Annotated in this window: 8 protein-coding genes; 1 reads left to right on the top strand and 7 read right to left on the bottom strand. The window is 51.5% G+C overall.

The features are described from left to right. Positions 1-151: 151 nt before the first annotated feature. Positions 152-307, bottom strand: coding sequence for a hypothetical protein (locus JWJ90_RS18425; RefSeq protein WP_205228688.1), 156 nt, complete (start codon positions 305-307; stop codon positions 152-154). A gap of 302 nt (positions 308-609) precedes the next feature. Here JWJ90_RS18425 and JWJ90_RS18420 point away from each other — a divergent pair, with 302 nt between their 5' ends. Further along, positions 610-813: a hypothetical protein gene (locus JWJ90_RS18420; RefSeq protein WP_205228687.1), complete on the top strand. Its 204-nt coding sequence runs from the start codon at positions 610-612 to the stop codon at positions 811-813. Between the two features lie 275 nt (positions 814-1,088). Here the strand turns inward: JWJ90_RS18420 and nqrF are convergent, their stop codons facing one another. The 6 genes from nqrF to JWJ90_RS18390 form a co-directional block, all read right to left on the bottom strand. Continuing rightward, on the bottom strand, positions 1,089-2,312 hold the full coding sequence (nqrF, locus tag JWJ90_RS18415) for an NADH:ubiquinone reductase (Na(+)-transporting) subunit F (protein ID WP_205228686.1): 1,224 nt from the start codon (positions 2,310-2,312) through the stop codon (positions 1,089-1,091). Positions 2,313-2,382: 70 nt separating this feature from the next. Further along, positions 2,383-2,985: an NADH:ubiquinone reductase (Na(+)-transporting) subunit E gene (nqrE, locus tag JWJ90_RS18410; RefSeq protein ID WP_205228685.1), complete on the bottom strand. Its 603-nt coding sequence runs from the start codon at positions 2,983-2,985 to the stop codon at positions 2,383-2,385. Beyond that, the gene (locus JWJ90_RS18405) at positions 2,985-3,608 is read right to left on the bottom strand and encodes an NADH:ubiquinone reductase (Na(+)-transporting) subunit D (RefSeq protein WP_205228684.1); all 624 of its coding nucleotides are present in this window, start codon (positions 3,606-3,608) and stop codon (positions 2,985-2,987) included. The genes nqrE and JWJ90_RS18405 overlap by 1 nt, the downstream gene beginning before the upstream one ends. Beyond that, positions 3,589-4,359, bottom strand: a complete 771-nt coding sequence (locus JWJ90_RS18400) for a Na(+)-translocating NADH-quinone reductase subunit C (RefSeq protein ID WP_205228683.1) — start codon at positions 4,357-4,359, stop codon at positions 3,589-3,591. Before JWJ90_RS18400 ends, JWJ90_RS18405 begins: the two co-directional genes overlap by 20 nt. Continuing rightward, positions 4,352-5,560: an NADH:ubiquinone reductase (Na(+)-transporting) subunit B gene (locus tag JWJ90_RS18395; RefSeq protein ID WP_205228682.1), complete on the bottom strand. Its 1,209-nt coding sequence runs from the start codon at positions 5,558-5,560 to the stop codon at positions 4,352-4,354. The genes JWJ90_RS18400 and JWJ90_RS18395 overlap by 8 nt, the downstream gene beginning before the upstream one ends. Before the next feature lie 77 nt (positions 5,561-5,637). After that, positions 5,638-6,987: a Na(+)-translocating NADH-quinone reductase subunit A gene (locus tag JWJ90_RS18390; RefSeq protein WP_205228689.1), complete on the bottom strand. Its 1,350-nt coding sequence runs from the start codon at positions 6,985-6,987 to the stop codon at positions 5,638-5,640. Position 6,988: the final 1 nt, after the last annotated feature.

The following is a 6,988-nucleotide window of genomic DNA, read 5'->3' as shown; positions in this document are numbered from 1 at the left end:
AGCCAGGATCAAACTCTCCAGTTTAATATCCTGACCAATCACAAATGATTGGTGCTAATCAATCAAAAAACCAAAATTACTTGGCCCGCTCTTACTGTTCAGTTTTCAAAGATCAAAAGCGCTTGCGATGCAAGCTGCGTCAATCAGTCTATCATGTTTTTGAATCGCTGTCAACCTTTTTTTGTTTGGTTGCAAGCGCTTCCGTCGCTGCGTTGATGCTGCTCGGCAGCGGCGAGGCGCTAATTAACCATGGATGAAACAAAAGGGCAAGAGCTTTTTGCTCGTTGAGATCGCTTTTCCCGCGCATTCTCAAATCACCGTTCTTGAAAAATGCGCAGGGTCGTGGACATAGCAAAATGCATTCATCGATGGCATCATGCAATTTTTTAAATGATGGAGATCGGAGCCCCTTTCTCGAGGTTCTCTATTTCCGTTTTTTGTCCCCTAAGAAGAGTAGAGCCCCCAGAGCCTAAGCAGCATCCAAATCGTCATACCTGCAGTACTCTCGGTTAAAAAAGAACCTTCCTAGGGTTGCCAATTATGGGGAATCGTACATATAATTGGCTTATGTTCCTGAAATCTGATGCCAATCACACAAAGGAGAACAAGATGACAGAAAAAGGAAAAGGTTCACCCGAGGGTAAATCCGGTCTTGGTTATGAAGAAATGGTCTGGATTCGAGACAAAGAGGGGAAACAGTACGCTTGTCAGTTTAATGATATTAAAGTGATCAAGAAAAAAGAGGATCTAACCGAAGAAGAGTCCAATCGCTGCATTGATGTGAGTGATGTGCTCAGTAATGAAGATTACTAAGAGATCCACTTTCATTCTCCCCCCTGCCAGCCGTACGGCTGGCAGGGGGGAGTTTTTTGCCCCTCACTCGCGATACATAGGCAGCTGTGAAGAGGAGGCACGAAGTCCATTCGACGAGCAACTGCAGCAGCTTCCCCCGTTCTGACTATGGCACCCTTCTTCACTGGGTCCCGGCTTCTTGGAGGGACGACTGCGCACATAGATAATAATGCCAGAAAATGCGACCATGGTACACAAGGTGATCAAGAAAAGGAAAGCCAACTGCAGCATGGATCTCAGCCTCCAAAATCATCGTAATGGATGTTGCTGGGCTCTACCCCAAGATTATCCAACATATCGAGCACAGCCTGGGTCATCACAGGTGGGCCGCACATATAGTAATTGATATCTTCGGGAGCCTCATGCTCTTTAAGGTAGTTTTCAAAGAGCACCTGATGGATAAATCCGGTTAATCCCTGCCAGTTATCTTCAGGTTGCGGATCCGAAAGAGCCACATGCAAAGAGAAGTTATCGTGTTCTTTGGCGAGAGCTTCAAACTCTTCCATATAAAAAAGTTCCTGAACGCTTCGCCCCCCGTACCAGAACGAAACCTTACGCTGGGTTTTTCTCGCCTTAAAGAGTTCAAAGATATGGCTTCGCAGAGGAGCCATGCCAGCACCTCCGCCGATGTAGATCATCTCTGAGTCGGATTCCTCGATAAAAAACTCACCAAAGGGACCGGCAATGGTCACCTCGTCGCCTTCTTTTAAGTTAAAGATATACGAAGAGGCCTGCCCCGGAGGAATCCCCAGAGGTCCACGCGGTGGCGGACTGGCGATACGCACATTGAGCTTGATGATCCCTTTCTCTCCGGGATAGTTGGCCATGGAATAGGCGCGACTCACTGGCTGATGCACGCGGGACTGGTACTGAAACATTTTAAATTTGGTCCAATCACCCAGGAACTTTTCGTCGATATCGAAACTTTTATATTCCAGGGCATGGGGCGGCACCTCGATCTGAATATAGCCTCCTGGCTTAAAGTTCACCTCTTCCCCCTGCGGCAAATCCAGGACCAGTTCTTTAATAAAGGTGGCGACATTGCGATTCGAACGAACCGTACACTGCCATTTTCTTGTCTCAAGCATCTCCGCTGGAACCTGTATTTTCAGATCTCGCTTGACCGGCACCTGACAGGAGAGACGCATGCCACGCCGGGCATCAACTGGTTTGATCTTTCCCTGCTCCGTTGGCAGAATGGCACCTCCCCCCTCTTCCACCAGGCAACGACACTGACCGCAGCTTCCACCGCCACCGCAGGCAGAAGAGAGAAAGATTCCCTCCTGGGCCAGTGACGTCAGCAATTTACCGCCCGGCTTAACGGAGAGTTCTTTATCATCGTTGACGGTAATGACCACTTCGCCACCGGGGAGCAGCAACCGTTTCGCTGTGACAATCAAGGTGACAAGTACCAACTGGATAGCCAGAAAGGTGAGAACTGCACCGATTATTTCCGTCATTGTTTCAACTCCTCTATTGCACCGCTGTACTTACATCCGGTTTGCTTCTGGCAAATTTTCTCAGGTACCTTTAGAAGCCTCCAAGCCCCATGAAGGCTAGCGCCATCAGCCCGGCACAGATAAAGGTCATGCCCAGGCCGCGCAAACCGGCAGGAGGATCGGCATATTCCAATTTTTCACGAATACCTGCAAGCAGCACTACGGCCAGAAAAAATCCTCCCCCGGCCCCCAGACCATAGGCAATGCTCTCTGCAAAACTGTATTTGCGCTCAACCATGAAAAGACTGCCACCAAGAATGGCACAGTTTACTGTCAACAGCGGCAAAAAGATGCCCAAGGTTCCATATAGTGCGGGCATAAATCGATCAAGAGTCATTTCAAGGACTTGGACAATAGCAGCAATCACCCCAATATAGGTGAGCAGACCAAGAAAAGTGAGGTCCATATCGGGCTGCCCGGCCCAGGCAAGGGCGCCGGGTTCCAAAAGACGCGTGAGAATAAGATTGTTCACCGGGACCGTGATCACCATCAATACCAGCACCGCGGCCCCCAGGCCAACGGCACTTTTCACTTTTTTGGAAATCGCCAGAAAGGTGCACATGCCGAGAAAAAAACTCAGCGGCAGATTCTCGATGAATAATGAACGAATGATGATATCCAAATACTGTGTCATCAGTCTTTCTCCTGTTGCACCGGATCAATGGTCCGCAAAAGCCAGATAATCAGCGCAATGATAAAAAACGCGCTTACCGGTAGCAGGAGCAGTCCATTACGCACGTACCAACCGCCATTGGTGGTCAGCGGCAGCACCTCCCAACCAAAAAGAGTCCCGGAGCCAAAGAGTTCCCGAATAAACGAAACACTCATCAAGACAAATCCGTAGCCCAGGCCGTTACCAATCCCATCCAGAAAACTGTTCAGTGGTGGGTTGGACATGGCAAAGCCTTCGGCTCGTCCCATGACGATACAGTTAGTGATGATCAGGCCTATATATATCGAGAGCTGTTTGGCCAAATCAAAGTAAAAAGCCTTGAGCACCTGATCCACCAAAATGACAAGGGTAGCAATCACGGTGATCTGAACGCCGATACGTACCGAATTGGGGATTTGCGCTCGCACCAGAGAAATAATACAGCTTGAACAGGCAACCACCAGAGTTACGCAGACGGACATGACAAAGGCCGTCTGCATCTGTGAGGTAACCGCCAGCGCCGAACAAATACCAAGCACTAAAAGCGCGATCGGATTACGCTCGATGATTGAACGAAGCAGAAGATCACGTTTTCGATCTTTCATTGAGTCCTCCCTGGTGTTGCAGCGTTTGCAGCAAGGGGCCAAAGCCATTCTCCCCAAACCAGAATTGCAGCATGGCTGAAACGCCGTTGCCCGTCATTGTGGCCCCTGAGATTCCATCAATGCGGTGCTCGGCACTCACCCCATCCGTCTTACCGCTCTTGACCACCTGCAAGACAACCGCATCATCCGCGTCATACACTCGTTTGCCCTGCCAACCTGCCTGCCAACTCGGATTTTCAATCTCACCACCAAGGCCAGGGGTCTCGCCATGTTCGTAAAAGCTGATGCCACGAATGGTATTCAAATCGGCATCAAGGGCTACATAGGCATACATAGTCGACCACAGTCCCTTCCCTCTAAGAGGTAAGATGATTTGACCATACCCATTCTCTTGCCGAACCAGGTACACAGGTACATAGCGCTCAAGTTGGAAAAGACCGGCCGGATCCTCATCGCGGGTCAGCGTCCTCTTTTCTTCAAGCTTAACCGCATCCTGCATTGTTTGATCGACAAACCTACCAGTGGTCAGGTCAACCAGCCTGGGTTGAATCAATCGTTGAAACTGGACGACGACCTTTTCCTCGGGGTTAAACAAACCTGCTGCGCGCAGGATGTTCTTTTGCTGATCGACCTTGCGGTTGGCCTCCTGAAATGGTCGCAAGCCAACCGCTGTTCCTGCAACCAAAGCCGAGCAGACCAGGGCCAGGACCAGGACAGTATAAAAGGGTCTGGCAACGGATTCTTCAGCCATGGCGCAGCCTCCTTCTCTTGATATTGGCCTGGATAACGAAATGATCCAGCAGGGGAGCGCAGACATTGCCCAGCAAGATGGCCAGCATTACCCCTTCGGGAAAGGCCGGATTAGCAACGCGTATCACGATAGCAAGAATGCCAATCAGCAGACCATAGATCCATTGACCAAGGGGTGTCTGCGCTGCCGAAACCGGATCGGTCGCCATAAAGACCATTCCAAAGGCGAAACCACCAAGGACGAGATGCCAGTGGGCTGGTAAAGTCTGCAGGCCATTGCCCTGTGTCGAAAGATTTGCAAGAAGCAAAGCTGCCAGCCCCCCCCCCAGAACCATGGATCCCATAATTCGCCAGGAGGCAATGCCTGTATAGAGTAAAAATGCCGCCCCCAGCAGACAGGCAAGGGCCGAAGTTTCTCCCATTGAGCCCGGCATGATACCAACAAAGGCATCTGTCCAACTCAGCGAGAGATCGGAAGGGGAAAATCCCGTTGGTGATGCAGCGAGATGTGCCAGCGGTGTGGCACTGGTCAGTCCATCCACCGGAACCCAGACAGCATCACCTGTAATGGAGATAGGGTAGGCAAAGTAAAGAAAGGCTCGGGAGACCAGGGCTGGGTTCATGAAGTTGCGCCCGACGCCACCAAAGACCTCTTTGGCAAAGATGATTCCAAAGCTAATCCCCAAAGCCACCTGCCAGAGAGGGATCGTTGGCGGCAGGGTCAGGGGAAAGAGCAAACTGGTCACCAGAAAGGCCTCGGAGATCTCATGGCCTCGAATAAGATTAAACAATCCCTCCCAAAGACTACCCACGACAACGGTGACGAGATATATGGGCAAAAAGTAGAGTGCACCATACACCATATTCGAAAAAACACTGTTTGGATCACAACCAACCTGGGCCATGATCGCTCCGCGCCAGCCAGGAGGAACCTGGAGACCAAGTTGCTGCAGCCCGCTGTTAGCCTGATAACCGGTATTCCACAGGGCCATGATTACACAGGGGATCAAAGCGATAATCACGGTGATCATGATGCGCTTGTAATCGACTGCGTCCCGCACATGGGGAGCGATGTGGGTGACTCGTCTGCTGTGAAACAAAAAGGAGTCCGTCGCTTCAAAGAGGGCATACCAGCGGTGCCAGGGGCCCCCTTTGGTGAACCTGGGTTCAAGCTTATCAAATATATCGCGAAGAAATTTCATAATTATCGCACCTTACAAAGAACCATAGAGCTGTAGAAAGACACTTGTGAAGTGAATTGGCGCGTGGTCCTCCACCGCTACTCACCCCTTTCAAGTGCATCGAGCACAGAGCGCAGCATAGGCCCGAATTCGTTTTTCCCGGGACAGACAAAGCTGCACAAGGCAAGATCTTCCTCTATCAACTCCAGCCCCCCCAGCGATGCTGATTTTTCTGTGTCACCAACAGCAAGACTTTTTAAAAGCGAGGTGGCGATGATATCCAGCGGCATCACTTTCTCGTATACGCCCAATGGGTAGATTGCTCGTCTTCCCCCCCAGGTGGCGGTGATCATCTTGAATCGTTTTCCCGGGGAAAACCTGGAGGCAAACAAACCGGTTTTTGAAAAACGATCGTTTCCCGGCATGAGCCAACCAAAGAGCTGCCTACCGTCATCTTCGCCAAGCGCCGCAACCTGCCGGTGATAGCGCCCCAGGTAACCGACATTGCCTTGAGCAACACGGCCATCCAGCACAGAACCGGAAAGGAGCCGCCAGCTTCCCTGGGCGTGCAGCTCATTGCGCGAGAGCTGTTCTACCGAGGCGCCGGGAAGCGTTGACAGCAAACGTGGATTTTGCACGCCAGGCCCGGCAAGAGCAATGACTCGGGTCGCTGGCAATACTCCGAATTTACAGAGATACCCCAAAGCAAGAACATCTTGGACATCCAGATGCCAAGCCTGCTTTCCCGCACGCACCGGGTCCAGAAAATGGATATGCGTCGATGCGAGCCCAGCCGGGTGCGGTCCTTCAAAGCCATGCACTGTAACGCCTGGAATCAAAAATTCTTCAAGCTGGGCATTGGGACGCACACAGAGGTGGATGGGCACAGCAAGCAGTCGCAGCAAACATTCCAGACCGGTTGTTAGCAATTCCGGCTCTTGCTGCACAATCACCAAGGGATCGGCAGCTAGTGGTGTAGTATCAAGTGCTGTAATAAACAGAGAGCTGGGTGTGGCATCCGCTGCGGGAATTTTACCAAAGGGACGGGCGCGAAAACTTGTCCAAAGCCCGGAGCGCAGGAGCAAGGAACGCAACTCCTGAGGAGACTTGGAGGAGGGAGAGGAAAAGGAGGTACCGAAATCCACGGCCTGCTCACCGTCGATGGCAATAACCAAAGATTCAAAACGACGTTTGGCACCGCGGTGAATGGCCTTGACTTCGCCAGCTGCGGGCGCGGTAAAGAGGACTTCGTTATTATTTTTGTCGGAAAATAATGGTTGCCCCAGACGGACCCGCTCACCTTCCTTGACCAGCATGGTCGGTTTCATCCCTGGATAGTCGTCACCGACCAGGGCGACCTCCTCCACGGGCGGTCCCGTGCCTATGTGCTGTTTCGGTGCGCCTGCTAGGGGAATGTCGAGACCGCGGCGAATGGTGAATGTTTGCATA

The sequence above is a fragment of the Desulfobulbus rhabdoformis genome (assembly GCF_016919065.1).
Taxonomy (GTDB): Bacteria; Desulfobacterota; Desulfobulbia; order Desulfobulbales; family Desulfobulbaceae; genus Desulfobulbus; species Desulfobulbus rhabdoformis.
This window is presented reverse-complemented; position numbering and strand designations above follow the sequence as displayed.